This is a genomic window from Acetanaerobacterium elongatum, assembly GCF_900103835.1.
GTDB lineage: Bacteria > Bacillota > Clostridia > Oscillospirales > Ruminococcaceae > Acetanaerobacterium > Acetanaerobacterium elongatum.
In genome coordinates this window covers 1-25,592 of record NZ_FNID01000007.1, presented here as the reverse complement: position 1 = coordinate 25,592, position 25,592 = coordinate 1, and the positions used below count along the sequence as shown (strand labels likewise).

Sequence of the window (25,592 nt, the reverse complement as noted above, 5' to 3'; positions counted from 1 at the left end):
CAACATTCTTATTGTATAATCCCTATAATTATACTATAATATCCGTAAGGGGTGTGGTTTAGTAATGAAGCTGTGCAAGCTGTTTGATGAGAAGAAGGTCGTATTCTCATTTGAGATATTCCCACCGAAGAAAACCTCCTCTATAGAAACGGTTTATAATACATTGGATGCCCTAAAAGGGCTGCACCCCGATTACATCAGTGTCACTTACGGCGCGGGTGGGGCGGGAAGCGGCAAAACCTGCGAGATAGCAACCTTAATCAAAGGCAAGTACCATATTGAACCCTTGGCTCACCTAACCTGTATAAACGCTACCAGAGAGCAGATACTGGCCGAATTGGAAGCCTTTAAGAAAAGCGGTATTGAGAATATTCTGGCGCTCAGAGGCGATCGCAACCCGGAAATTCCGGCATGTTACGACTTTGCCTATGCCGGTGAATTAGTGGAGTTTATTGCACAACATGGTGATTATAATATCGTTGGTGCGTGCTATCCTGAGGGGCATCCTGAATGCAACAGCCTTGAGGAGGATATTACTCATTTAAAGGATAAGGTGGACAAGGGGGTATCTCACTTAAATTCACAGCTGTTTTTTGACAATAACGATTTCTATCGCTTTTTAGAGCTTACCCAAAAGGCCGGGATATTTGTACCTATACAGGCAGGGATAATGCCGGTAACCAACTCGCGCCAGATTGAACGTATGGTTTCGCTTACCGGCGCAAAGCTGCCATCGAAATTTTCTAAGATTATGGCGCGCTATGGCGATAACCCAGAGGCTTTACGCGATGCCGGTATTGCCTATGCAACCGAACAAATTGTTGACCTTATAGCGAGCGGAGTTAGAGGAATTCACTTGTATACCATGAACCTTCCATATGTGGCCCAACGGATTTCTACCAATATATCATCAATATTGCAAACCAGTAATCAGTAATAGGAGCGCACGTAATGAAGTTACTGCTTCAAGAAAATGCTTTTATACCGGATGTACCGTTTCAAGAGGTTGTGCGGTATTTAGGGTATCGGGGTGTGGAACCTGATAAAGCCCTGACGGCAGAGATTAGTGAATGCAAACAGCTGTTAAAAGAAACTGTATCTCCACATTATGTTTGTGCTGAGTTTTCTTTATTGTGCTTAGAAACGGGCCTTGCGCTCGAGCAAAGCGGGGTAGTACTTGCAGGGCAATCCATCAACAATCACCTGGCACACTCTAAACGGTGCTTGGTAATGGCCGCAACCTTGGGTAGCGGAGTGGATAAGCTGATACGTTATATGCAGATTTCAGAGCCACATAGGGCGTTAATTCTAGATGCATGTGCCAATGCTATGATAGAGGATTATTGTGATAGGATTACCGCAGCTGCGGAGGTTCAAGCGTGCAGTGCCTCGGAAACGCTTACCTGGCGTTTCAGCCCGGGATATGGTGATTTTCCACTGGATATACACACCAAGCTATTGCCGCTGCTTAACACCGGTCGCAGGATGGGTTTATATGAAACAACAACTCATCTGCTTACCCCATTAAAATCTGTTACGGCGCTGATGGGTATCATCGACAAGGATATTAAAAATAGTAAACGTGGCTGTGAGACCTGTACCAATGTTGCAACCTGCAGATTCAAACAAGGGGGTGCTACCTGTGGGGCTTAAGGAACGTATTCAAAATGAGATACTGATATTGGACGGCGCCATGGGAACCATGCTGCAGAGCATGGGGCTGCCAACCGGAGAATTCCCCGAAACCTATAATATCACTCACCCCGAGGTTGTGCGGCAGATTCATCGCGGCTACCTTGAAAGCGGCAGTAATATCATCTATGCCAACACCTTTGGTGCCAGTAAGAAGAAGGCCGCTTTATCAGGGTATTCTTATGAAGAGTTAATTGTTGCGGGAATAGCTGCAGCTAAAGCGGAAGCACAAAAGTATAACGCTTATGTTGCACTGGATATCGGTCCTTTGGGTGAACTGATGGAACCGATGGGGCAGCTTACCTTTGAGGAGGCCTTTGAGCAGTTTTCAGGCCAGATCCGCTGCGGCGTACAGGCTGGTGCTGACCTGATTGTTATTGAAACTATGACCGACCTTTATGAGTGCAAGGCGGCTTTATTGGCTGCAAAGGAGAACAGCAGCTTACCGATATTCTGCACCATGAGTTTTGAACAGAATATGCGTACCTTCGCAGGCAGTGATTACCGCGCCATGGCGCTGACGCTAGGGGGATTAGGAGCCGATGCCATCGGCATTAACTGCTCCTTGGGCCCGCAGGAAATACTGCCGATTGTTAGGGAGCTTATAAAATACACCAACCTGCCTGTTGTGGTAAAGCCCAATGCAGGGCTGCCTTCGCCCGACGGAACTTATTATGCCGTTCAGCCCACGGAATTTGCAAAAGCAATCGCTGAATTCGTTAAATTAGGGGTCAATATTGTAGGTGGCTGCTGTGGAACCAATACGCAGTATATTGCTGCTGTTAAGAAGACCGTTGAAGGTTTGAAACCGGTTAAGCGCTGCCCGGTTAAACCGTGCGCGGTGTGCTCAGCCTCCCGGGTTACTGAAATCAACCGTGTATGTGTTGTGGGAGAGCGAGTAAACCCAACGGGGAAAAAGCTGTTTAGGCAGGCACTTATTGATCGTAACATCGGATATATCGTTAAACAGGCCGTAGAGCAGGTAGAGGCCGGAGCCGATATACTTGACGTTAATGTTGGCATCCCTGATATAGATGAAAAAGAAATGCTGGTCACAGTAGTCAAAGCCATACAGGCGGTGACAGATATTCCTCTTCAGATTGATTCCAGTGATCCGATGGCGATAGAGGCGGCACTTCGCGTCTATAACGGCAAGGCAATTGTAAACTCGGTAAACGGTGATGAAAAGGTGCTGGATACGATTCTGCCGATTGTGAGGAAATATGGTGCCGCGGTGGTTGGGCTTACACTCGATGAACGCGGTATTCCTGAAAACGCACAGCAGCGTTATGAGATTGCGCAAAAGATTGTCAGCCGGGCTGAATATTACGGAATCCCCCGCAGGGATGTGTTTATAGATTGCCTAACTCTTACTGTGAGCGCGCAGCAGCAAAACGCAGCACAAACGCTGGAAGCGCTGAGATTGGTAAAGGAAAAGCTGGGGGTTAAAACACTGCTTGGCGTATCCAACATCTCGTTTGGGCTGCCGGAGCGGGAGCTTATTAACAAAACCTTCCTGACGATGGCCCTGCAAAACGGGCTGGATTTACCTATCGTCAACCCCAATATTCCGGCAATAATGGATGTTATTTATGCTTTTAATGTGCTCACTGCGCAGGATATTAACAGCGAGCTCTATGTAGAGCGCTTTGCGAACACAGCCGAGGCTAAGCCTTCACAGCAGAGTATAGAGCAGCTAAGCATTGGCAGCTGCATTAAGAAAGGGCTCAAGGAGCAGTGCAGGGAAGAGGCCCGCAGACTCTTAAAGAGCAATGAGCCGATGGAGGTTGTAAATAGTTATCTTATCCCCGCACTGGACGAGGTAGGAAAGGAATATGAGGCGGGCAAAATATATCTGCCGCAGCTGATTCAGGCGGCCGAGACGGCAAAATACGCCTTTGAGGTAGTAAATGCCGCTATGCCCAAATCTCAGCAGGAGAACGATAAGACCATCGTTTTGGCTACGGTAAAGGGTGATATTCACGATATAGGAAAGAATATCGTGAAGGTGATTCTTGAAAACTACGGCTACAGGATTATCGACTTGGGGCGGGATGTAGCGCCTCAAGCTGTGGTGGAGGCGGCCCAAAAGAGCGGTGCCAGGATGGTTGGCTTGAGCGCACTGATGACGACGACGATTAAGAGCATGGAAGAAACCATTCAGGCATTGCATAAGCACAATATTTGCTGTAAGATATGTGTAGGCGGTGCTGTACTTACACCAGAATACGCCGCGAAGATGGGTGCCGATTATTATGCCAAGGATGCAAACGACGCAGTAACAGTGGCAAAAGCTATATATAGTGAACCTACAGCTTAGAAAAGGGAAGTAGTTTCAACCATTTTTAGCATTTGTGACAGGATAGGAAAGCTAGGATAAAACGATGAAGATTAACTGGAATGAAAAATACACTACGATTGCCATCTATGCGCTGCTTGTAATCTGCGGTGGTATCTTGTTCTACCTTTTTGTAGGGCACTTTGATATTACCCTGAGCTTTCTGAATAAGCTGAAGAATCTGCTATTGCCGTTTGCCTACGGGTTTTCAATTGCTTACCTGTTAAACCCGCTGTGTAATTGGTTTGAGAAAACGGTATTTGCATTCTTAACTAAGAAAAAACCGCGCCCAAAACTTATCCGTGCCCTTGCCATTGTAATGACCTATCTGATTGCTTTGCTGTTGATTGTAGGAACTATCATGTTTATCATCCCGCAGATTGCAATCAATATTAAACTCATAAGCACCAATATACCCGGTTATTATGAGAATGTCCTAGGTTTTATCCGTGAAAACATTGCTAAACTTGGTATTCCCGAAAGCGCAGTTATTTCTCGAATAGAAAAATTCTATACCTATCTGCAAAACCTGTTCGGTCAGTCATCAGACCTTATTACAAAGGTTTTGCCGTATGTTTATGGAGTAACCGTATCATTTACCACAACCCTGCTCAATCTTATTGTGGGGTTAATTCTATCCATCTATGTGCTTATTGCCAAAGAACGCATCTTTGCCCAGTGCAAGAAGCTCCTATTCGCTGTTGCAAAGCCCCAGCTTGCTGATCGTTTGATAGAAATAACTCGTTCCAGCAATAAAATCTTCAGCGGTTTTATAACCGGAAAAATAATCGATTCGCTGATATTGGGTGCCATTTGTTTTATTGGCATGAGCATCCTGAGATTCCCGTTTGCGTTGCTTGTCTCGGTTATTGTAGCCATCAGCAACATTATCCCTTATTTCGGGCCGATTATCGGTGCGATTCCCAGCATACTGCTTGTGTTACTGGTGAACCCCATGCAGGGAATAGGGTTTGCAATCTTCCTGCTTATCTTGCAGCAGTTCGACGGCAATATTCTTGAGCCCAAAATCCTTGGCGATTCCACGGGGCTTTCTCCGTTGTGGGTTGTCTTTGCGGTATTGGTAGGCGGGGGGCTGTTTGGAATTCTTGGAATGTTTGTGGGTATTCCGCTATTCTCGGTGCTATACTCACTGGTAAAAGAATACCTCAATAACCGTTTAACTAAAAAGGGCCTGAGCACGAATACAACCGACTATGCATCAGAACGCCATAAGCTATAGAGACTTGGATAAAAGTTACAACTTACCTACCAATAGCGAGCATAGATTTATACAAAAAATAGAATGTGTCTTCAGTATATTGCATTATACAGTAGTATATAATATACTGTAGGCATACCTATTTTTTACGTCAGGTAGGTGGTAATAATCAATACTGAATATTGTATACTTATCAATCACTGCCTGAAAAAGAAAGGAGCATTGCCTAATGAATGTACAGTATAAAAAGGGTGTGCTGGAACTATGCGTGCTTTCACTGCTGAAGCAAGGGGATAAATACGGTTACGAACTTGCAGAATCTATCAGTAAAGAGATTCCGGTAGCTGAGGGAACCATTTATCCGATACTCAGACGGCTGAAAGACGATGGGCAGTTTGAGGTGTATATTAAAGATTCCAGCGAAGGCCCACCGCGGAAGTATTATCGGTTAACCTCGAAAGGGCTCGCAACTCAGGAAGAACAGTACAAAGAATGGTCAGTTTTTACAAAACAGGTCATCAAGGTGATAGGGGGGCTTGACAATGACGAAAAATGAATACCTTGCGCAGCTGAATTCGCATCTGGTAGGTATACCCGAGCATGAGAAGATTGAGATAATCTTGGATTTTGAAGAACATTTTTCTGCCGGTCTTGCCAAGGGAAAAACCGAGGAAGAGATCTGCAACGATCTTGGTGACCCGCTCAAGAATGCAAGCCAATATATTCCCAACAATGCGGCTTATAGTGTAGGTAGCTCGGGAAGGCCTCCGGTTTCAACGGTACCTCCCGTTGCAGCTTCTGTACCCTACAACCCAGAAGCCGCAAGAGTTCAGGCACGTAAGAGCAATGAAACTACCTTTTTGGTGCTTTTTATTCTAGCCATACTTTTTGCGGTGTTTATGTATGTAACCTTTATACCGGTTTTTATCAGTGGCGCGGTGGTTATGGTTTCAGGGATAGCTGCAGGTGTGGCGCTGGGCTCATGGATTATTACCGCACTTGTAATCTCTGTTGGAGTATTTCTGATGGCGCTCTCCTTACTCCTCATGCTGGCCGTTACCTGGCTGTGCATCTGGTTATATAAAAAATACAGAAGTTACGGGGAGGTAAGAGTACAATGAAAAAAGCAATTATAATAGTTTCAATTATAACCGTCGTATCCTTGCTTTGCGTAATTGGCTTTGCGGTGGCTGCTGCGGCAACCGGTATACCGGTTATACTTAATAATATCCCGGGCCATATCGGGAATATTAAAATAGGTGAATTTATAACTAATAACTTCAAACATTCTGCAGTTGAATGGGATTATAAATGGGATGACTTTGTTGCTGAAGAAAGCCAAACAAAAACCCTTGATCTTTCACAAGTAGATACCGTTGATATTTCAGTAGACGCGGCAAAACTTGAGATTGTCAAAACTCAGGGTACTACGGCTGAGATACTGCTAGAGACCACCAAAGCCGCCTGGGATCATAGAACCTTTAAAGCGGAGGCTTCCGGTAGTACCGCAAGTATTGATGTATCTTACCGTGATAATGTAAATCTTGATTTGAAGGGCATTACACATACAAAGGTTACAATCCGGCTTCCTGAGAAGAGCTATAAGAAGCTGAAGCTTAACCTGAATGCCGGGGATTTCAGTATGGATAATATCAACTGCGATGAGACTGAAGTTGACCTCAATGCCGGTAATATTGAGCTTAATAATGTAAGCGGTAAAAAGCTGAATATTACCAATAACGCCGGTAACGCCGAGATACACGAGGGCTGCCGCTTTACCGAAGAGATAATCGCCAAGGTTAATGCTGGCAATATATCGCTGAATATACCCAAAGATCAGGGCTTCCTGATTAAGTACGACTGCAATATGGGAACTGTTTCGAACCACCTGAGTATTGATGCCGATGAGGATTCTGATCGGGGTGAATTCATCTCTAAATCTGGTACCATCAGGTATAAGGATGAATCATGCAAGATTCGCTTAAGCGCGGATGTCGGAAACATAGACATCTATTAGTCTAAGATTAGTAGGGCTGTTGCTTTAAACAAAAGTTTATAGCATCGGCCCTGTTTCTTTCAGTTTTTGTACATTGATTTTATTATTATCGTTGATGTAATATATTAATGATCGGCCGCCGTCGAAAGGCGGCTTATTCTGTAGAAAGAGGCCTTAGCGGATGATAAAATGCTGTATCTTTGATCTAGACGGAACATTGCTCAATACATTAGACGACCTTGCTGCCAGCTGCAACTACGCATTAAGCCTTTACGGATACAAGACCTATCCCGCAGATGATTACCGCTACTTTGTTGGCAACGGGGTGAGTGTTTTGCTGGATCGTACCCTCCCCCCAGATGTTGATGAACGGCAAAAGCAAAAGGTAAAAGAGGCTTTTTCTAAGCATTACGCTCAGCATTATATCGATTTGACTGTACCCTATAAAGGAATTGAGGGGCTGCTGCGCATATTAAAACTTAAGGGATACTTAGTATGTGTGGTAAGCAATAAGCCGCATGATTATTCCAAGGAGCTTATTACCAAGATTTTTGGCGAGAAGTTTTTTAACATAGTGCTGGGTGCAAGTGAAGAGCTGCCCAAGAAGCCTGCACCGGATGGTGTACTTTATTGTATGAATAAGCTGAGGCTCAGTGCCTCTGAATGTGTTTATATCGGCGATTCAAACGTAGACGTACTAACGGCTAAAAATGCAAAGATGCCCTCAATTGGTGTCGCTTGGGGTTTTAGAGGGGAAGAGGAACTGAAGACTACCGGCGCAGATTATATAGTGCAGGAGCCGAAGGAGATTGCACAACTTTTAGAACATTTATAAAATCAACTATTGACAATTGATAATCTACCGCATATTATAAATACATAAAGGTTAAAAGCGATGATGGAGACGGGTTGTTTCACCGCATTTCAGAGAGCCGGTGGTTGGTGTAAACCGGTATGCGAAAACAGGTTGCCCTATCACTCCTGAGCTGAGGGTTGAACACCGATATGGTAAGTAGATATCCTCCGTATGGCTGCGTTAATGTCGGAAGTTTGTTGGAACTTCGCTAAGTGGTGTTTTATACACAAATATGGGTGGTACCGCGGGCACTGATTATAAGCTCGTCCCAGTTCTTTTTAGAATTGGGATGGGCTTTTTTATTTTTCTCAAATACAAGGTTACCTCGTATACTTGAGGAAATAATTATGATGTATCATGAGGGGCTAACCAGCCTAATCAAATCATTATTACAGGAGGAATTATCATGGAAACTCGAATTGCGGAGATTGCAGAGCGCATTAAAACCCTAAGAGAGATTCTTGAGCTTTCGGTGGAACACATGGCAAAGGCTACGGGCGTTTCGGTAGATGAATATGTAGCACTTGAAAGTGGAAACACTGATTTTTCGTTTACCTTTCTTTACCGTTGCTCAGACGTATTTCACGTTGATCTTGTCGAACTTCTTACCGGCGAGAACCCTCGCCTTTCCTTCTATTCGGTGATACGCAAGGATAAGGGCCTGCCTATCAAGCGTCGTGAAGGCTTTACCTACCAGCACCTGGCTCCGCTGTTTAAAGGAAAGTATGCTGAACCATTTTTGGTTACAGCGCCGTTTCACCAGCAGGAGCAGGAACAACCCATTCATCTGAGCAGCCATGAGGGGCAGGAGTTTGATTTTGTTCTTGAAGGCAGCCTGAAGGTGGCGATGGAAAACCATATTGAAATCCTGCATGAGGGCGATGCCATCTATTATAATTCCGGTCACGGACATGGCATGATTGCAATCGACGGTAGCGACTGTACGTTCCTTGCCGTTGTTTTGAAAGACCATAAGGAAGCAGAGGAGAAACACAATGGATAATCTTCATTTAGCTTATTGTAAGGAGAGTTTCGATGAAAACGGTGTTCTTACATCGTTTGAACCGGTTTATCCTTCTGACTTTAATTTTGCCTACAATGTTGTTGATGCCTTTGCACAGAAAGAGCCAAACCGTCGTGCATTGGTATGGTGTAACGAGCATGGAGAAGAGCGTATTTTCAGCTTTGGGGAGTTAAAAGACCTCAGTGACCGCACAGCAGCCGTATTTCAGAAAGCGGGGGTTAAAAAAGGTGACAGGGTCATGCTGATTCTAAAGCGGCACTATCAGTTTTGGTATGTGATTACCGCGTTGATGAAACTCGGTGCTATCGTTATCCCTGCTACCAACCTTCTAACCAAGAAGGATTTATTATATCGCTATGAAGCGGCCGGCATTACAACAGTGATTTGCACCGGCGAAGGTGAGGTAGCGCAGCATGTTATGGATGCGGCAAAAGAGTATCCGGATTTGAAACTGAAGTATATGGTTAGAGGGGAAAACCCTGAGTTTATCGATTTGGACGATGAAATCTCTAAATCAGATGGTTCATTTGTTAAGCCGGAGATTTCGGCTGATGACCCAATGTTGCTGTATTTTACTTCCGGTACCACCGGTTACCCCAAGATGGTAATCCATGATAACACCTATGCAATCGGGCATATGATTACCGCCAAACATTGGCAGAACATCCCCTCCGATGGATTACATCTAACCGTTGCCGAAACAGGCTGGGGCAAGGCAGTTTGGGGTAAGCTTTTTGGTCAATGGTTTCTTGGGGCTGCAGTCTTCGTTTACGACTTCGAAAAATTCTCAGCAGGTGATCTGCTGCACAAGATTGAAAAATACGGTATTACCTCGTTCTGCGCGCCCCCAACTATCTATCGTTTCTTTATTAAAGAGGGTATGGAAGGGTACGACCTTAGCTCGTTAAAGTATGCAACCGTAGCTGGAGAGGCATTAAACCCCGAGGTGTTCAACCGTTTTTACGATTACACCGGCTTAAAGCTGATGGAGGGGTTTGGCCAGACCGAGACAACGGTTTTAATTGCAAATCTATACGGAACTACGCCTAAGCCAGGCTCAATGGGCAAGCCTTCGCCCCTATTTAATATCGATCTGGTAGACGATGACGGAAACCCTGTGGCAACCGGTGAGGTAGGCGAGATTGTCGTGCGCACTGCCGATAAAAAGCAGGTTGGCCTGTTTATGGGGTACTATCGCGATGAGAACCGTACCAAAGAGGCATGGCATGACGGCATGTACCATACCGGTGACACCGCTTGGCGGGATGAGGACGGTTACTTCTGGTATGTTGGCCGTACCGACGATGTCATTAAGGCATCCGGTTACCGTATTGGCCCGTTTGAGATCGAAAGCGTCTTGATGGAGCATCCCGCTGTGTTGGAGTGTGCCGTTACCGGTGCGCCGGACCCTATTCGCGGGCAGGTAGTAAAGGCTACGATAGTGCTTACCAAGAGCTATACTGCTTCCGACACGCTTGCTAAAGAGCTGCAGGAGTATGTGAAGAAGCAAACCGCTCCCTATAAATACCCGCGTATCATTGAGTTTGTATCCGAACTGCCCAAAACCATCAGCGGTAAGATTCGCCGTGTGCAGATTAGGCAGGAAAGTGAAAACAAGGCTAAAGAGTCTGCACAGTAATTATAATATTGTTTAGGAAGAGACGTCCGAATAACGGGCGTCTTTTTGTTTGTGCGGGGTTACAAACATAGAGTTAATCAATAAATGGGAGCATTTTCGCTATTTTATCCGCATATAATATGACACAATCTCAAAAAGGATGTCTTTATAATTGAATACAAAAGGGGACGATTACGTTGAATGAGCAGGTCGTGTATCTGGATGTTTTACTCGGCTTAAACCTGCTCGTCAACTATTTTTTATTGCTTTTTACGGCAAAATGCGCCTCGATGCCTTATAAAAGGCTGCGATTATTGTTAGGGTCAGCTGTTGGTGCAATTACCTCACTGATTATCTTTGCCCCGCGGCTAAACCTTTTTATAGACTTGCTTTTAAAGGTACTTTTCGCATCCGGCATTACGGCTGCTTCCTTTGGTATTAAGAATTTTAAGAACTTTATTCGGTGCTGCTGTATTTTTATTATCAGCACGCTGTTGTATGGCGGTGTGGCTATCGGGTTGTATTTTCTGTTAAGCCCGGAAGGTATGATTATTAACAATTCGGTGGTTTATATCAATATTTCCGCATTATGGCTGATGATCTATACCATTGCCGCGTATCTTATCCTTTCCGTTATTCAGTTTGTTGCAAAGCGAAGAGCACCTCAGGCATTGAACTATCGGGTTACAATCGGCTTTTGCGGTAAAAAGGTGACAGTGAATGCGGTTGTTGATACCGGTAACAGCCTGTGTGAAACCTTTTCTCAGGCACCTGTAGCGGTATGCAGTTTAAATGAACTTAAACATATCCTCCCTGAGCAGATTACAGAGATGGTTATACGAAAAGATATTACAGCGGGGTTTCAGGCCCTTTCACAAAGCCAACATGCAGTCGCCATACGTCTTATTCCATATAACGATGTTTCAGGCGAAGGGGTACTGCCGGCATTCAGGCCTGAAAGCTTTGAACTTGAGCAGAACGGAAAACGCTATTCCGTTCGAGACGTTTATGTCGCGGTTTCGGAAAAGCAAGTAACCGGGACAGATTATTCCTGTATACTCAACCCTAAAATAATAGAAATAAGTAACGAGAAACGGAGAGCTGAGGCATATGAAGGGTAAATCTGGCATACCGGATAAAATTCGATTGGCGGTTATTAGACTGCTATTACGCCTTGGACTATATGAAAAAATATATTATATCAACGGCCCCGAAACCCTTCCGCCGCCTTTAACACTCGATGAAGAATCCATCGTGTTTAAAAAGCTTGAAACCGATGAAGAGAGTGCCCGAAAGACCTTGATTGTACACAATTTAAGACTGGTGGTATACATATCGCGCAAGTTTGAATCCACCGGAGTGGGGGTTGAGGACTTGATCTCCATCGGAACAATCGGGCTGATTAAGGCGGTAAACACCTTCTGCCCGGATAAAGGAATCAAACTTGCTACCTATGCCTCCCGCTGTATTGAGAACGAGATTTTGATGTTTTTACGCAAGAGCACTCAGTATAAGAACGACCTATCGATTGATGAGCCGCTGAATATTGACTGGGATGGCAATGAGCTTCTTCTTTCGGATGTTTTGGGAACCGACAGCGATTATATCAGCCGCCATATTGAACAGGATGTGGAAAAAACGCTGCTGCATGAAGCGGTTGATAAGCTTTCAGAGCGCGAAAAAATCATCATGCAGATGCGTTTTGGCTTGGTTGACGGCGTAGAGCGAACGCAGAAGGAGGTAGCCGATATGATCGGTATCTCACAGTCGTACATTTCACGGCTTGAAAAACGCATTATTAAGCGCCTTAGAAAGGAACTGGATAAGGTTACCTGTATGTAATGCTTATTTGCTAATACTTATTCCAATGTGACCTTATTTGAAATTATTTAGAATTAGTATGAGAACGCTTGACAGTTTTGGCTGCATATATTACAATATATCCAATCTCTTTGCACTGCATATCGCTACAGTACAATCTGATCAGGCCATAAATTGTACTAAGTTTATGTGCCGGGCCGTGGTATACGGCAGCAGATGAAATACATTACATCTGTGGGACAGTAGTATGTTCCACAGATGTATTTTTTATGCTCTGGGGAATATATACTGTAATACTGTTTGCGTAAAAAACACCGTGTGAGGTATTTTATTTCTTTAATTACGTAGCAGTATTATACAACTCTGCAACTCGAAAAGCAGAGTTGTATTAAGATGGAGTGCCATAGAGTATTCACTACTCATCGAAAGATGATATCAGGAGGATACTGTTATGAGCAACATTACAACGTCTACAACCGGCTTAACCGAAGCCGAGGTGCAGAAGCGCCGTCAGCAGTATGGCAAGAACGAACTGGCGCCCCAGAAAAAGCAAAGCTTTATCAGCAAGGCCTTTCATGTAATCTGCGAACCAATGTTCCTGCTGCTGATTGTGGCGGCTGTTATCTACTTTATTTTGGGTGAGCCCCGGGATGGGGCGATTATGCTGATTTTTGTTATCGGTATTATCAGCATCGACATTATTCAGGAGTGGAAAACCGATAAAACCCTGAATGCGCTCAAAGATCTATCCGCGCCGCGAATTACCGTAATTCGTGAGGGTAAGGAAATAGTAATTGCCAGCGCAGAACTTGTTCCCGGTGATTTAATGCTCATCTGTGAAGGAGTCAAGATTCCCGCGGATGGTGTGGTTATAAAATGCAGTGACCTTTGTGTGGATGAATCCTCTCTTACCGGTGAGGCAGAGGGTGTTTGGAAGGTAGCTACTGAGAATTCACAACCCTCCAACGATTACTGGCGCAGGGACTACTGTTACGCCGGTACTTTGGTAACACAGGGGAATGCCGTAATTTGTGTAGATAAGATTGGTACTCAAACAGAGTACGGAAAAATTGGGGCGAATGTAGCGTCAGCCCCCGTACAGGATACACCGCTTCAAAAGCAGACCGGGGGGTTGGTTAAGCTCTGCACCGGTATTGCTGCTGTATTATTCTCGGCGGTAGGTTTCATAACATGGTTTAATATACCTGATCACGCAGTCGGGGATCGTATCATAGAAAGCATTCTTTCGGGCATCACGCTTGCGATGGCCATGATTCCAGAAGAGTTCCCCGTAATACTGACCGTTTTCCTCTCTATGGGTGCATGGCGCCTTGCAAAAAAGCAATCGCTTGTGCGTAAGCTGCCCTCGGTTGAGACGTTAGGTGCTGTTTCGGTGCTTTGTGTAGACAAAACCGGTACCATAACCATGAACCAGATGACGGTTCAGGAAACATGGGCGGCAGAGGTTGATGAAAAAGAGCTCTGTGAGGTTATGGGCCTCGGCTGTGAAACAGATGCATACGACCCTATGGAAAAGGCAATGCTTGCCCATTGTGAGCAACTTGGAATCAGCAGGGAGCACCTGTTTGGCGGTGAGCTTATAACCGAGTATGCCTTTACCAACGAACTAAAGATGATGGGCCACGTTTGGCGTCATGACGACAAGCTTATTATCGCCGCCAAAGGCTCGCCTGAACGGATATTGCCGCTTTGTTCTCTGACCGATGAGCAGCGCAGTAATGCGGAAGAAAAGCTTCGCAGCATGTCATTGCTTGGGCTGCGCGTAATCGCGGTTGGCAAGATGGGACTTGTGTCAACAAAAGAGATTCCTGCTGAAATTACCGGCTGTACCTTAACTTTATGCGGGTTAATCGGCCTTGCCGACCCGCCCAGAGAATCAGTAAAACAGGATATTGCTGTTTGCTATCAAGCGGGTATCCGCGTGGTAATGATTACAGGCGATAACGGTATTACCGCGGCAAGCATTGCCAAGAAGATTGGCATGAAGGACTGTGACCATATTATTACGGGTGATATGCTCAATGATATGTCGGACGAGGAGCTTCGTGAAAGGGTAAAAGACGTCAGCATCTTTTCTCGGGTAATTCCGGAGCATAAGATGAGAATTGTAAAAGCGTTTAAGGAAAACGGCGAAATTGTGGCCATGACAGGTGATGGCGTAAACGACGCCCCGGCGTTAAAATACGCGGATATCGGTATTGCGATGGGTAAGCGGGGCAGCGAGGTATCCCGCGAAGCCGCAGACCTTATTCTGATGGATGATAACTTCTCTACCATCGTGGATACCATCCGGGATGGCAGACGGATTTATGATAACATCCGTAAAGCGGTAGGATATGTGTTTACCATTCATATTCCCATTGCGTTTGCATCCCTGCTGGCACCGCTTTTGGGTATTGCTCCGGCGAACCTTATGCTTCTACCTCTGCATGTGGTGCTATTGGAACTGATTATCGACCCAACCTGCTCCATTGTGTTGGAACGCCAGCCCAATGAAAAGAACATCATGGAACGCAAGCCACGCAATCCGAAGGAAAAGCTTTTAACCGTGGGTGGGCTGACTAAGAGTATTCTGCAGGGTTTGGCGGTATTCGGTGCTTCATTCGGAACCTATTATTTAGTGCTGATGCAAAACGGCAGTGCCGAGTTGGCCCGTTCCATGGGGCTTGCGATTATTATGTTGGCAAACCTGTTCCTAGTTCAGGTGAACAGCTCCATTACTGATTTTGCACTGCAATCGATTGGCCGATTAATGAAGGATAAGGTAATGTGGGCGGTTAACCTTGGAACGATAGCTGGCCTGCTGGTAATTCTGTATACACCGCTAAACGCCTTCTTAAAATTGGCTCCGTTATCCTTAGAGCAGCTTTTGCTAACGATAGGCATCGCAGCTGGATCGGTTTTGTGGTATGAGTTGGTAAAACTTATTAAAAAACTTGCAGTAAAATAAGTGCTTATATGATTGCTGGGGCAACATATTCGGTTGCCCCAGCGTTTTTAAACAACATAACAAAGTAAAATGCTGTCTAATGTATTGAGTGACTGCGGAAATATTAGTATAATAATTGAAGTGATATTCTAGTATTAAGGGGATTTGACGTCGTGAGTTTGTTAACCTTATTGGTTATGTCAATTGGTCTTGCAATGGATGCGTTTGCTGTTTCGGTTAGTAATGGTATGTGCGTTGCAAAAATGCGGCTTAAGCAGGCATTGATATTTGCGTTTGCTTTCGGGCTTGCGCAGGGTATCATGCCCTGTATAGGATGGCTGGCGGGGCAGGTTTTTGCTTCCTACATTCAACAGATTGATCATTGGGTGGCACTGATATTACTAAGCTTTATCGGTGTTAAAATGATTGTGGAAACCATCAAAGAGCTTAGAAACCCAAAGGAAGAGTGCCCTGCAGGCGGAATCTCTGCAAAAACTATATTTATTCAGGCCGTTGCAACCAGTATTGACGCACTGGCAGTTGGTGTAAGTTTAGCGGCGATGAACGTGGATATTATCTATGCTGCAGCTATGATTGCAGGCGTGACCTTTGTTATTTGTCTGGCCGGTGCATACTTAGGCAAAAGTGTTGGCAGGCTTTTAAAGGACAAAGCTGAAATTTTTGGCGGTGTAGTGCTCATTTTACTAGGAATAAAGATATTCATTGAGGATGTTTTTTTTAGCTAAATATACAAAATTATTTTTTACAACCTACGACTGCTTGACTATTTTTACATGCAGTCGTATTATTATTACTAAGGCACTTTATCACCTAAAAGCTTTAAAACATTAAAATGGCAGGGTGTTAAACTTATACCTTATCCTACTGTGCAGGATAAGGCTGTTTTTAAAAATACATAGCCGAATGCACAGCGGCAGAACGGAAATGATTTATGGCCACATGGATTATTGTAGGTATCTATTTTTTACTCATGCTTGCTGTCGGCGTTGCGAGTGCCAGAAAAGCAAATTCCTTAACAGCCTTTGTGGTAGGTGGCCGTAGTGCAGGGCCGTGGGTTTCGGCGTTCACCTATGGTGCTACGTACTTTTCCGCGGTTATTTTTATCGGCTACGCTGGGCGCTCTGGCTGGGACTTTGGGCTTTGGGCACTTGCCATTGGTTTAGGAAATGCGCTATTTGGTGCATTTCTTGCATGGGCCGTTTTGGCTGAGCGTACACGCGAGGTTACAAGGCGGTTGAAAATAAAAACCATGCCGCAGTTTTTCGAAACACGTTTTTTTAGCAAGGGCATGAAAATCTATGCAGCGGTTATTATATTTATTTTTATGACTCCTTATTCTGCGTCGGTATACTCCGGTTTAAGCTACCTATGCGAAAAGGTTTTGAATGTTGATTATCATATGGCTATGCTGGGTATTGCGGTTGTCGCAGCTATTTATTTGGTAGTAGGCGGCTATGTAGCGTCGCTTCAGGCTGACTTTATTCAAGGTGTCGTTATGCTTATAGGTGTTGCTGCAATGGTATTCTTTATTTTGCGCAGCGGTTCGGTAGGCGGCATTGCAAACGGTGTTGCAATGGTGTATGATAAAATGGTTGATAGTGGCTTGACCAGCTTTTCGTGGCAGACAGTAATTGGAGTAGTGAGCTTGGTGTTGCTTACCAGCTTCGGAAGCTGGGGGATGCCTCAGATGATCCATAAATACTATTGCATTGCCGACAAAAGGAGCGTAAAGGCCGGAACAGTCATCTCCACCATCTTCTGCGCAGTTATTGCTGTCAGCGCGTATTTTATCGGTTCACTCACAAGGCTATTTTTTAATGAGGTACCTAAGGTGAACGGAGCGGTAAATTATGATGTAATGGTACCAAACATATTGGTAGGTACTCTGCCTGAGATACTATTAGGTGTTGTTTTAGTATTGGTTCTGTCAGCTTCTGTATCTACACTTTCAGGTATTACGCTAACCTCCTGCTCAGCAATTGCGATAGATCTGTTAAAGGAAACTTTCGTGAAATCGATGAGCAAAAAAACAACTCTTTGGGTTACAAGGCTGCTGTGCCTGTTGTTTATTGCAACCTCTTATTTGATTGCTTCACTAAAATCGCCAATACTGATGCTGATGGCCTTCTCATGGGGCAGCGTTGCTGGAGCTTTTTTGGCACCGTTCCTTCTTTCACTTTACTGGAAGGGGTTAAACCGTGCAGGGGCGTGGGCTGGGATGATTACAGGGCCGTTGCTTTGCACCGTGCTTGCGGTATCCTCCGGTTTTAAATCGGCAAATTCTGCGGTATACGGGGTAATTTCGATTGCAGCTTCGTTTTTAGCGTGCTTTATCGGCAGCAAGCTTAGTAAAAAGCTCAGCGCCGAGGAGCAAACCGCTAAAGAACATTTTTATAATAAGGAATATACGCTTCAAACTGCAGAACCCACGAACGTATAATATAACCCTTAATAGGAATGATAGTGCAGATATTGCTAAACTGTATGCCAGCCATATGGTTTAGCATTCTGCGTTATTGAATACAAATATAAAATTGGAGGTTCTGCTCATGTTTTGGCAGAAGGAACTTGAAACCATGAACCGCAAAGAGCTGGAAAAGCTACAGCTTGAACGGCTTAAATGGATTGTGAGCCACTGTTATCAAACGGTGCCGATGTATCGTAAAAAGTTTGATGATGCAAAGGTCTCACCCGATAAGATTAAGTGCCTAAGCGACTTAAAATACATACCGTTTACAACCAAAGAGGATATTCGTGATACCTACCCGTTTGGCATGTTTGCGGCTCCCATGAACAAGATTGTACGCATTCATGCTTCCTCCGGAACCACGGGAAAGCCAACGGTGGTTGGCTATACCAAGAGCGATTTGAATAATTGGAGCGACCTTGTTGCCCGGTTGGTTGTTGCCGCGGGGGCACGGGAAGACGACTTGGTACATATAGCTTTTGGCTACGGGCTTTTTACCGGTGCACTTGGCCTGCACTACGGGCTTGAACGCCTTGGTGCGACCGTTGTACCTACCTCCAGTGGCAATACCGAAAAGAACCTTATGCTCATGAAGGACTTCGGTGCAACCGCTCTTGTTTCTACTCCCTCTTATGCATTATATATGGCAGAGGTTTCCAAGGATATGGGCTTTACAAGGGATGATTTTAAGCTTCGGCTGGGTCTGTTTGGCTCAGAGGGCTGCTCATTAGAGATGCGTAATAAAATAGAAGAGGCTTGGGGGCTGTTTGCTACCGATAACTATGGGATGAGCGAACTGATGGGCCCGGGGGTTTCGGGCGAATGTGAGTATCGCGATGGTATGCACATTGCAGAGGATCATTTTATCCCCGAGATTATCGACAGTAAAACCGGAGAAAACCTTGCCGCCGGGGAAGCGGGAGAACTGATTATTACCACCATAACAAAAGAGGGCTTCCCGGTGCTGCGCTACCGTACCAAGGATATTTCCAGACTAAACTACGAGGTTTGCCGCTGCGGCAGAACCCATGTGCGAATGGATAAGATTATGGGCCGAACCGACGACATGCTGAAGATTCGCGGTGTGAATGTATTCCCGTCGCAGATTGAAAGCGTACTGGTTTCCTGCCCGCAGGTGGGCGCACACTATCAATTGATTGTACGCCGTGAAGGGTTCATGGATACCCTTGAGGTAAAGGTTGAACTGATAGATACCAGCCTGCTTGAAAAATATTCTGAACTTGAGAAGCTGCAGCGTGTTATCCGTGCCAAGTTAAAGACGGTACTTGGTATCGAAGCAAAGGTTACACTTGCCGAGCCTAAATCGCTGGAGCGGTATCAGGGCAAGGCTAAACGAGTATTTGATTTACGCAATACCAAGGAGGAAAAGTTTGAAAGATAGATCTTTCAAACTCAGGGTTTTGTGCTTTTCTGGTCCAAACCAAAATTCGGTAAACTGAATTTTGGTTTACCGAGAATTTCGGCAACGCCGAAACCGCACAACTCCCCGGCTTCTACAAGAAAGGAAAGATTATAGTAGTGAAAGGTCTAATGCTGGGCAACGAGGCGGTTGCGCGTGGTTTATACGAAACGGGTGTTCGGGTTGTTTCAAGCTATCCGGGAACACCAAGCACCGAGATTACCGAATATGCCTGCAAGTATGAAGAAATCTATTGCGAGTGGGCTCCTAATGAGAAGGTAGCCTGCGAGGTGGCTTTGGGGGCTTCTATCGGCGGGGCACGTGCGTTCTGTGCCATGAAGCATGTGGGTATGAATGTGGCGGCCGACCCGTTGTTTACCGCATCCTATACCGGCGTAAATGCAGGCCTGGTGATCGCTGTGGCCGACGATCCCGGGATGCACTCATCACAGAATGAACAGGATTCCCGCCATTATGCAAAGTCTGCCAAGGTACCGATGCTGGAACCGGCTGATTCAGAGGAATGCAAAAGATACACCAAACTTGCCTATGAATTGTCAGAGCAGTTTGATACCCCTGTATTACTACGCCTGAGCACCCGAGTATCGCACTCTCAAAGCATAATTGAAACTGAGGATAGGCAGGAGCTGGATCTAAAAGAGTATAAAAAGGACCCCACAAAGTATGTAATGATGCCGGCCTACGCAAAACCAAAGCATGTGGTGGTGGAAGAGCGTACCAAGAAGCTGATTGAATACGCTGAAACCGCTGATATTAATACCGTAGAATATAACAGCTTAAAGGTAGGCGTAATCACTGCAGGCATTGCATATCAATACGCAAAAGAGGCGCTTGGCGACAGCGCAAGCTACCTAAAGCTGGGTATGATACACCCGTTGCCGGTGAAATTGATTAAAGAATTTGCATGTAAGGTTGATACGCTTTACATCATTGAAGAGCTGGATGATGTCATCGAAACCCACTGCCGGAAGCTTGGCCTTGAGGTTATTGGAAAGGAACTGTTTACTTACATCGGAGAGTATTCTCAAAGCCTTATTCGCGAGAAGATGCTGGGAGAAAAAACAAGCATACAAAGCTTCGGGGAGGCTGTACCCATGCGTCCGCCGGTGATGTGCCCGGGCTGCCCGCACAGAGGGCTGTTTTATGCGTTGAACCGATTAGGTGTAACGGTATTCGGCGATATTGGCTGCTATACCCTTGGGGCAGCTCCGCCCCTTGCGGCCATGGATACCACCATCTGCATGGGCGCCTCCATCTCCGGCCTGCACGGTTTTAATAAGGCGCGCGGGGAACAGTCGGCTAGAAACAGCGTTGCGGTTATCGGTGATTCCACTTTTATGCACTCCGGCGTCACCGGCCTTATAGATATCGCATACAACCAAGGTGTATCAACTATACTTATTCTTGATAACTCAATTACCGGAATGACGGGGCACCAGCAGAATCCTACCACCGGTTTTACTATTAAGGGTGACCCTACTGCCAGGATCAGCATCGAAAAGCTGTGTGAGGCCGTAGGTATTTCAAGAGTTCGGATTACCGACCCCAATGATGTAAAGAACACCCTTGCTATTATTAAAGAGGAATTAGCCGTAGAGGAGCCTTCTGTTATCATCGCACGCCGCCCTTGTGCGCTGCTCAAGAATGTTAAGCACGACAAACCTCTTGCGATTAACCGTGAAAAGTGCCGCGCCTGCCGTGCCTGTTTTAAGATCGGCTGCCCATCCATCCGTATGCAGGATGGCAAAGCAAGCATTGATACAACCCTTTGTGTGGGCTGCGGCCTATGTGCCGGCTTATGTGCATTTGGCGCTATCGGCTCAGAGAAGGAGGAGCAGGCATGAGCTTTAACAATGATGTGAAAAGTATTATGATTGTAGGCGTCGGTGGGCAGGGTTCGCTGCTTGCCAGTAAGCTGCTTGGGCATGTATTGGTAAGTGAAGGTTATGATGCCAAGGTTTCAGAGGTACACGGCATGTCGCAGCGCGGCGGTTCCGTTGTTACCTATGTAAAATACGGCAGTAAGGTTTATTCCCCGACCATAGACCCCGGCGAGGCTGATTATATCATCGCCTTTGAGCTGCTGGAGGCTGCCCGTTATATCCCGTTTTTAAAAAAGGGCGGCACTATTATCACCAGCAGTCAGCATATCGACCCGATGCCGGTGATTACCGGAGCAGCAGCTTACCCCGAGGATATAGCCGGTAAGATTAAAGCTATGGACATAAATCTGGTGCAGATCGACGCATTATCACTTGCTAAGCAGGCGGGAAACGCAAAAGCGGTAAATGTTGTTCTGATGGGCGTTCTCTCAAAATTCCTGCATTTTAAGAGTGAGATATGGTCTAAGGCCATTATCGAATGCGTTCCCGCAAAGTTTTTAGAGTTTAACCAAAAGGCATTCAATATCGGAGCGAACTCCTCCCTATAAGTTTGGCGGATACTGCTTACAAGAAAGGATGGTCTATAAACATGCAGCAGAATTACTGGACCCCGAATATAGAAACCGCGCCTGTTCACGAAATAAAGAGTCTGCAGTCTTTGCGTCTCTCTCAAACCGTACGCAAGGTATACGCGAACGTGGCCTACTTCAGAAACCGTATGGATGAGATGGGCGTTACCCCTGATGATATCCGTTCGGTTGATGACCTTTCCAAGCTGCCGTTTACGGTAAAGCAGGATTTAAGGGATAATTACCCCTTTGGGATGTTTGCGGTACCGATGGATGAGATTGTAAGAATCCATGCTTCCTCCGGCACCACCGGTAAACAGACGGTGGTAGGGTATACCCAGAATGATGTGGATGTATGGAAAGAGATTATTGCCCGTGCGCTGGTAGCAGCGGGTGGTAATGCAAAGGATTTCGTACATATCGCCTACGGTTACGGTTTGTTTACTGGTGGACTGGGAATGCATTACGGTGCGGAGGCCATGAAGGCGTCGGTTATCCCGGTTTCAACGGGCAACACCCAGCGTCAGATTCAAATCATGCTTGATTACGGCTCTACCATCCTCTGCAGTACGCCGTCTTACGCGCTTTATCTGGGTGAGACGCTTAAAGAGATGGGTGTAGATAAATCTCAGCTCAAGCTCAAGGCCGGGATCTTTGGTGCCGAGCCGTGGACAGAGCAGATGCGCAAAGAGATTGAAAACTTGCTGGGCATCAAGGCCTATGATATCTATGGTCTTTCGGAGGTTATGGGGCCTGGCGTTTCGTTTGAATGCAGCGAGCAAACCGGCATGCATATCAACGAGGATCATTTCATCGCTGAGATTATAGACCCTGAAACGGGTAAGCAGCTGCCAGAAGGCGAGCAGGGCGAGCTTGTATTTACCGCAATTACAAAAGAAGCGCTTCCGCTCATTCGTTACCGTACCAGAGATATTGCGACCCTTACACGTGAGAAATGCTCCTGCGGGCGCACCTTCATTAAGATGACCAAGCCCTGTGGCAGAACCGATGATATGCTGATTATCCGAGGTGTAAATGTATTTCCTTCACAGGTTGAAAGCGTACTGCTTTCACTTGGCCAAACCGCGCCGCACTACATGCTGATTGTAGATAGAGTAGACAATCTCGACACGCTTGAGATTCAGGTGGAGATGTCTGAATCGATGTTCTCCGACGCTGTAAGGCACATTGAGGAACAGGAGCGCAGAATCCGCGCCGCTGTGGAATCCACCCTTGGTATTGCAGCAAAGGTGCGGCTGGTTGAGCCGAAATCTATCCAGCGTTCCGAAGGAAAGGCCAAGCGTGTTATTGATAAGCGCAAGATTTAACCTTCACTCGCATACAGAAGAAGGATATGGTATAATAATCTTATGGATAAAACTACACGACGGAGGGATACGAATGTTTATTAAGCAGCTGTCCGTTTTTGTTGAGAATAAGCCTGGCAGACTTTCAGAGATTTCTACAATTCTGGAGCAACACAAGATTGATATCCGCGCGCTTTCTATTGCCGATACTACCGATTTTGGGATTCTGCGGCTGATTGTCAATAACCCCGACCAAGCAGAAAAGTCCCTCAAGGAGGCAGGCTTCGCGGTTTCGCTCACCCAGGTTATCGCCATCGGTATAGATGATAAGCCGGGCGGGCTGGCCAAGGCACTCAACCTTTTATACAACGCCAATATCGGGGTAGAATATATGTATGCCTTTGTGAGCCGCAAAGGAGAAAAGGCATATGTTATCCTGCGTCTGGAAGACAATGAGAAGGCTGTGGAGATGTTTAAGCAAAACGGCGTGGAGTTGTTGGAGTGCACTGATATCTATTCGCTCTAAACAAATCACTGATACGATGAGAGGTTAAGCGTGGAAATCATAATCGGAACAAGGTATAAGCAAGAATGGATTGTAACAGAAGAGATGCTTGCTAAAAACGTTAAAAGCGGAGATGTGTCTGTCTTTGCAACCCCAATGATGATTGCGTTGATTGAAAGCACCGCTAGCGCCTGCCTGCAGCAGTTTTTAGAACCCGGAATTATCAGCGTGGGATCGGCTGTTAGCGTAAGCCATACGGCGGCTACGCCGCTTGGCATGAAGGTATATGCTGAAGCCGAGATTATTGCGGTTGAGGGCAGACGGATTGATTTTAGGGTAAGTGCATTTGATGAAAAAGAAAAGATCGGTGAAGGTACTCATTCAAGAGTGTACCTGAATAAAGACAAATTTGAACAGAAAGCCCAAAGCAAACTGCCAGAAAGAGCATAAAAAAGAACGGTATAAAGTAACACTAGTCTCTCATTAAAACCTTACTAATAAATCTTCGCCAGAAGCTATAAATCAAAGCTTTTGGCGAAGATTTTTTAGAGGTTTTATAATCGAGATGAGTATAAACACTTTGTACCGTTCTTTATTTCGGTGAAAAGAGTTATTTAGCAGCTGCTTTCTTTGCAGTAAGGGTAAATATCCCCCCAACAAGTACCGCAACCACAGCGGTGATGATGATTTCAGGTATCATAAAGGTGCCGTTGTAGAAAAGGGTATAGATAATTGACAGTGTGGTTCCGCTGTATTTGTTCAGAATATTCTGGCCAAGCGTAAAACCTTCCTGGCTGAAGAACCATTCTGCGTAAGACGAGTAAAAGATAAAGCCGGAAATAGCATGTGAAAGATAACGCAGCAAGCCGGAAACTATTACGCCGCATAAAATTGCCAGGCTAGGGTTTTTGACAGCCTTTCTGAACAATCCGGCAAGGCCGAGACAGGTAAAGGCAATCAGATAGTCAAAAAGGATAACCCCGACAACCGAACCCAGTGTAACACCCTTAAAGATACCGGAGGGGATATCCAGAATAAGCTGTACAATACCATAGGCAAAACCGGTAAACAACCCCCATTTTATGCCATTCCTATAGCTGATCAGCATGATGGGCAGCATACTGCACAGCGTAACAGAGCCACCATAGGGCATAGGGATAAACTTTATGAGTGAAAGAATTGCAGCTAGGGCTATCATCAGCCCGCTTTCGGCCAGAAGCCTTGTTTTGTTTTTTTCCATGATTAAATTCCTCCCAAGTAATATATGCGACAATTACTGAGCATATTCCCGGAAAGTACGACATGGCATCCACCTCAAACTTACAAGGCAATAAAAAACGCCATGCCGGTAAAGCATGACGAGTGAATCATAAATAACTTTATTCTTCCTACGCCGGCATTATCCGGATCAGGTTAAAGGGTTCAAAACCTTATGTGGTTTTATCTCAGCCGAATGTTCAGCACCCCTGTTTAATTGTCAGGTTAAGTATAACCGCAAAAAAGCTTCTTGTCAATTGTCTGTTGCGTTCTTTTCATTATTTCCTTGTAGGACTACAATACATATTGGACAGTAGATAAAAAAAGATGAAAGATGAGGAGAAATCGGTTATTGTTGAGTTACCACACCTAACAAGCCGAAAGGAGACCTCATCTCTCATGAACAGCATAACACAAGACATGAAGTACAGACAATCCCTAATGAAGTATGTGGAGAAATATGGCGTGAGCCGAGCCAGCCGGAAATATAACAAAAGCCGATCGTATATCTATTTTTGGAAAAAGCGATATGATGGAACGGTAGAATCTCTAGGCTGCCAATCACGAAGGCCACACAGTCATCCAAATCAGCATACCAAAGAAGAGCTCGACCTGATAGGTCGCATGC

The 25,592-nt window shown here is 45.5% G+C and carries 22 protein-coding genes, 1 pseudogene, 2 riboswitches and 1 other annotated feature; of the genes and pseudogenes, 22 read left to right on the top strand and 1 reads right to left on the bottom strand.

The window, feature by feature from the left end:
* Window positions 1–64: 64 nt before the first annotated feature.
* The 21 genes from metF (at window position 65) to BLR50_RS03205 (ending at window position 24,157) form a co-directional block, all read left to right on the top strand.
* On the top strand, window positions 65–937 hold the full coding sequence (gene metF / locus BLR50_RS03305) for a methylenetetrahydrofolate reductase [NAD(P)H] (protein WP_092638549.1): 873 nt from the start codon (window positions 65–67) through the stop codon (window positions 935–937).
* 14 nt (window positions 938–951) lie between these two features.
* The gene (locus BLR50_RS03300) at window positions 952–1,653 is read left to right on the top strand and encodes a hypothetical protein (RefSeq protein WP_092638547.1); all 702 of its coding nucleotides are present in this window, start codon (window positions 952–954) and stop codon (window positions 1,651–1,653) included.
* Window positions 1,643–4,012, top strand: a complete 2,370-nt coding sequence (locus tag BLR50_RS03295) for a homocysteine S-methyltransferase family protein (protein ID WP_092638545.1) — start codon at window positions 1,643–1,645, stop codon at window positions 4,010–4,012. Before BLR50_RS03300 ends, BLR50_RS03295 begins: the two co-directional genes overlap by 11 nt.
* 64 nt (window positions 4,013–4,076) lie before the next feature.
* A complete protein-coding gene (locus BLR50_RS03290) occupies window positions 4,077–5,270 on the top strand; it encodes an AI-2E family transporter (RefSeq protein WP_092638544.1) in 1,194 nt (397 codons plus the stop codon).
* A 208-nt stretch (window positions 5,271–5,478) separates the two neighbouring features.
* Window positions 5,479–5,805, top strand: coding sequence for a PadR family transcriptional regulator (locus BLR50_RS03285; RefSeq protein WP_092638541.1), 327 nt, complete (start codon window positions 5,479–5,481; stop codon window positions 5,803–5,805).
* Window positions 5,792–6,370, top strand: a complete 579-nt coding sequence (locus BLR50_RS03280) for a DUF1700 domain-containing protein (protein ID WP_092638531.1) — start codon at window positions 5,792–5,794, stop codon at window positions 6,368–6,370. Before BLR50_RS03285 ends, BLR50_RS03280 begins: the two co-directional genes overlap by 14 nt.
* Window positions 6,367–7,266, top strand: coding sequence for a DUF4097 family beta strand repeat-containing protein (locus BLR50_RS03275; RefSeq protein WP_092638530.1), 900 nt, complete (start codon window positions 6,367–6,369; stop codon window positions 7,264–7,266). Before BLR50_RS03280 ends, BLR50_RS03275 begins: the two co-directional genes overlap by 4 nt.
* A 160-nt stretch (window positions 7,267–7,426) precedes the next feature.
* Complete coding sequence (locus BLR50_RS03270; protein WP_092638529.1) at window positions 7,427–8,080, top strand: HAD family hydrolase; 654 nt, start codon at window positions 7,427–7,429, stop codon at window positions 8,078–8,080.
* Between the two features lie 51 nt (window positions 8,081–8,131).
* Window positions 8,132–8,375, top strand: a binding site (T-box leader).
* 132 nt (window positions 8,376–8,507) lie between these two features.
* Window positions 8,508–9,104 carry a helix-turn-helix domain-containing protein gene (locus BLR50_RS03265; RefSeq protein WP_092638523.1) on the top strand — a complete coding sequence of 199 codons (597 nt, stop codon included), beginning with the start codon at window positions 8,508–8,510 and terminating at the stop codon, window positions 9,102–9,104.
* On the top strand, window positions 9,097–10,764 hold the full coding sequence (locus BLR50_RS03260) for an AMP-binding protein (RefSeq protein WP_092638521.1): 1,668 nt from the start codon (window positions 9,097–9,099) through the stop codon (window positions 10,762–10,764). Before BLR50_RS03265 ends, BLR50_RS03260 begins: the two co-directional genes overlap by 8 nt.
* 176 nt (window positions 10,765–10,940) lie before the next feature.
* Window positions 10,941–11,864 carry a sigma-E processing peptidase SpoIIGA gene (locus BLR50_RS03255; RefSeq protein ID WP_162840304.1) on the top strand — a complete coding sequence of 308 codons (924 nt, stop codon included), beginning with the start codon at window positions 10,941–10,943 and terminating at the stop codon, window positions 11,862–11,864.
* Window positions 11,854–12,585 (top strand): RNA polymerase sporulation sigma factor SigE, encoded by a 732-nt coding sequence (gene sigE, locus BLR50_RS03250; RefSeq protein WP_092638517.1) that lies wholly within the window; start codon window positions 11,854–11,856, stop codon window positions 12,583–12,585. The genes BLR50_RS03255 and sigE overlap by 11 nt, the downstream gene beginning before the upstream one ends.
* A 127-nt stretch (window positions 12,586–12,712) precedes the next feature.
* Window positions 12,713–12,809: riboswitch (NiCo riboswitch) on the top strand.
* A 206-nt stretch (window positions 12,810–13,015) separates the two neighbouring features.
* Window positions 13,016–15,535 carry a cation-translocating P-type ATPase gene (locus BLR50_RS03245; RefSeq protein ID WP_092638515.1) on the top strand — a complete coding sequence of 840 codons (2,520 nt, stop codon included), beginning with the start codon at window positions 13,016–13,018 and terminating at the stop codon, window positions 15,533–15,535.
* Window positions 15,536–15,687: 152 nt separating this feature from the next.
* Window positions 15,688–16,260: a manganese efflux pump MntP gene (locus BLR50_RS03240; RefSeq protein WP_092638513.1), complete on the top strand. Its 573-nt coding sequence runs from the start codon at window positions 15,688–15,690 to the stop codon at window positions 16,258–16,260.
* A 206-nt stretch (window positions 16,261–16,466) separates the two neighbouring features.
* Window positions 16,467–17,975 (top strand): sodium:solute symporter family protein, encoded by a 1,509-nt coding sequence (locus BLR50_RS03235; RefSeq protein WP_092638510.1) that lies wholly within the window; start codon window positions 16,467–16,469, stop codon window positions 17,973–17,975.
* 109 nt (window positions 17,976–18,084) lie between these two features.
* On the top strand, window positions 18,085–19,404 hold the full coding sequence (locus BLR50_RS03230; RefSeq protein WP_092638508.1) for a phenylacetate--CoA ligase family protein: 1,320 nt from the start codon (window positions 18,085–18,087) through the stop codon (window positions 19,402–19,404).
* A gap of 137 nt (window positions 19,405–19,541) precedes the next feature.
* The gene (iorA, locus tag BLR50_RS03225) at window positions 19,542–21,287 is read left to right on the top strand and encodes an indolepyruvate ferredoxin oxidoreductase subunit alpha (protein ID WP_205408658.1); all 1,746 of its coding nucleotides are present in this window, start codon (window positions 19,542–19,544) and stop codon (window positions 21,285–21,287) included.
* Window positions 21,284–21,874 (top strand): indolepyruvate oxidoreductase subunit beta, encoded by a 591-nt coding sequence (locus BLR50_RS03220; protein WP_092638497.1) that lies wholly within the window; start codon window positions 21,284–21,286, stop codon window positions 21,872–21,874. The genes iorA and BLR50_RS03220 overlap by 4 nt, the downstream gene beginning before the upstream one ends.
* 41 nt (window positions 21,875–21,915) lie before the next feature.
* Window positions 21,916–23,223, top strand: coding sequence for a phenylacetate--CoA ligase family protein (locus BLR50_RS03215; protein ID WP_092638491.1), 1,308 nt, complete (start codon window positions 21,916–21,918; stop codon window positions 23,221–23,223).
* Window positions 23,224–23,296: 73 nt separating this feature from the next.
* The gene (locus BLR50_RS03210) at window positions 23,297–23,728 is read left to right on the top strand and encodes an ACT domain-containing protein (RefSeq protein ID WP_092638489.1); all 432 of its coding nucleotides are present in this window, start codon (window positions 23,297–23,299) and stop codon (window positions 23,726–23,728) included.
* Window positions 23,729–23,758: 30 nt separating this feature from the next.
* Window positions 23,759–24,157, top strand: coding sequence for a thioesterase family protein (locus BLR50_RS03205; protein ID WP_242871679.1), 399 nt, complete (start codon window positions 23,759–23,761; stop codon window positions 24,155–24,157).
* A 160-nt stretch (window positions 24,158–24,317) separates the two neighbouring features.
* Here the strand turns inward: BLR50_RS03205 and BLR50_RS03200 are convergent, their stop codons facing one another.
* Window positions 24,318–24,947, bottom strand: coding sequence for an energy-coupled thiamine transporter ThiT (locus BLR50_RS03200; protein WP_092638488.1), 630 nt, complete (start codon window positions 24,945–24,947; stop codon window positions 24,318–24,320).
* A 128-nt stretch (window positions 24,948–25,075) separates the two neighbouring features.
* A riboswitch (TPP riboswitch) is annotated at window positions 25,076–25,185 on the bottom strand.
* 178 nt (window positions 25,186–25,363) lie between these two features.
* Between BLR50_RS03200 and BLR50_RS14550 the strand changes: the two are divergent.
* A pseudogene (locus tag BLR50_RS14550) lies at window positions 25,364–25,592 on the top strand (IS481 family transposase); the annotation flags it as partial.

Coding starts and splice junctions, on each gene's coding strand:
- BLR50_RS03285 (WP_092638541.1), top strand. CDS start 5,479: ATGAATGTACAGTATAAAAAGGGTGTGCTGGAACTATGCGTGCTTTCA.
- BLR50_RS03200 (WP_092638488.1), bottom strand. CDS start 24,947: ATGGAAAAAAACAAAACAAGGCTTCTGGCCGAAAGCGGGCTGATGATA.
- BLR50_RS03220 (WP_092638497.1), top strand. CDS start 21,284: ATGAGCTTTAACAATGATGTGAAAAGTATTATGATTGTAGGCGTCGGT.
- BLR50_RS03270 (WP_092638529.1), top strand. CDS start 7,427: ATGATAAAATGCTGTATCTTTGATCTAGACGGAACATTGCTCAATACA.
- BLR50_RS03230 (WP_092638508.1), top strand. CDS start 18,085: ATGTTTTGGCAGAAGGAACTTGAAACCATGAACCGCAAAGAGCTGGAA.
- BLR50_RS03280 (WP_092638531.1), top strand. CDS start 5,792: ATGACGAAAAATGAATACCTTGCGCAGCTGAATTCGCATCTGGTAGGT.
- metF (WP_092638549.1), top strand. CDS start 65: ATGAAGCTGTGCAAGCTGTTTGATGAGAAGAAGGTCGTATTCTCATTT.
- BLR50_RS03245 (WP_092638515.1), top strand. CDS start 13,016: ATGAGCAACATTACAACGTCTACAACCGGCTTAACCGAAGCCGAGGTG.
- BLR50_RS03235 (WP_092638510.1), top strand. CDS start 16,467: ATGGCCACATGGATTATTGTAGGTATCTATTTTTTACTCATGCTTGCT.
- BLR50_RS03260 (WP_092638521.1), top strand. CDS start 9,097: ATGGATAATCTTCATTTAGCTTATTGTAAGGAGAGTTTCGATGAAAAC.
- BLR50_RS03300 (WP_092638547.1), top strand. CDS start 952: ATGAAGTTACTGCTTCAAGAAAATGCTTTTATACCGGATGTACCGTTT.
- BLR50_RS03215 (WP_092638491.1), top strand. CDS start 21,916: ATGCAGCAGAATTACTGGACCCCGAATATAGAAACCGCGCCTGTTCAC.
- BLR50_RS03275 (WP_092638530.1), top strand. CDS start 6,367: ATGAAAAAAGCAATTATAATAGTTTCAATTATAACCGTCGTATCCTTG.
- BLR50_RS03290 (WP_092638544.1), top strand. CDS start 4,077: ATGAAGATTAACTGGAATGAAAAATACACTACGATTGCCATCTATGCG.
- sigE (WP_092638517.1), top strand. CDS start 11,854: ATGAAGGGTAAATCTGGCATACCGGATAAAATTCGATTGGCGGTTATT.
- BLR50_RS03265 (WP_092638523.1), top strand. CDS start 8,508: ATGGAAACTCGAATTGCGGAGATTGCAGAGCGCATTAAAACCCTAAGA.
- BLR50_RS03210 (WP_092638489.1), top strand. CDS start 23,297: ATGTTTATTAAGCAGCTGTCCGTTTTTGTTGAGAATAAGCCTGGCAGA.